This window comes from Kitasatospora sp. MY 5-36, assembly GCF_001182915.1.
GTDB lineage: Bacteria > Actinomycetota > Actinomycetes > Streptomycetales > Streptomycetaceae > Kitasatospora.
On sequence record NZ_LFVW01001456.1, the window covers coordinates 1 to 516 of the forward strand.

Genomic DNA, 516 nt, shown 5'->3' on the forward strand with positions numbered 1-516 from the left:
CGGGTGGTGTTGTTCACGGTCGCCGAGGGCGGGTCGGTGCTGGTGGTGACCTTGCACCACATCGCGAGTGACGGTTGGTCGATGGAGCCGTTGTGGGAGGGGGTGGCGTCGGCGTATCGGGCTCGGTTGGCGGGGGTTGCTCCGGAGTGGTCGCCGTTGCCGGTGCAGTACGCGGATTACACGTTGTGGCAGCAGGGTCTGTTGGGTGGGGTCCTGGAGCGGCAGTTGGCGTACTGGTCGGAGGTGTTGCGGGATGCGCCGCAGGAGGTGGCGCTGCCGTTGGACCGGCCTCGGTCGGGGGTGGGTTCGCGTGCGGGTGGTCTGGTGGAGTTCGGGCTGGACGCGGAGCTGCACGCGGAGTTGGAGGGGTTGGCGCGTCGGCATGGCGTGACGCTGTTCATGGTGCTGCACGCGGGCCTGGCGGCCCTCTTGTCGCGCCTGGGCGCGGGGACGGACATCCCCATCGGCACGGTGGTGGCGGGGCGTTCGGACGAGGCCTTGGACGAGCTGGTCGGG

General features: G+C 70.2%; 1 protein-coding gene. It reads left to right on the forward strand.

All coding sequences use genetic code 11. The annotated features are described in order from the left end of the window. Nucleotides 1–516 (forward strand): condensation domain-containing protein (locus AE652_RS42915; RefSeq protein WP_049661858.1); only part of this gene is annotated, 516 nt, incomplete at both ends.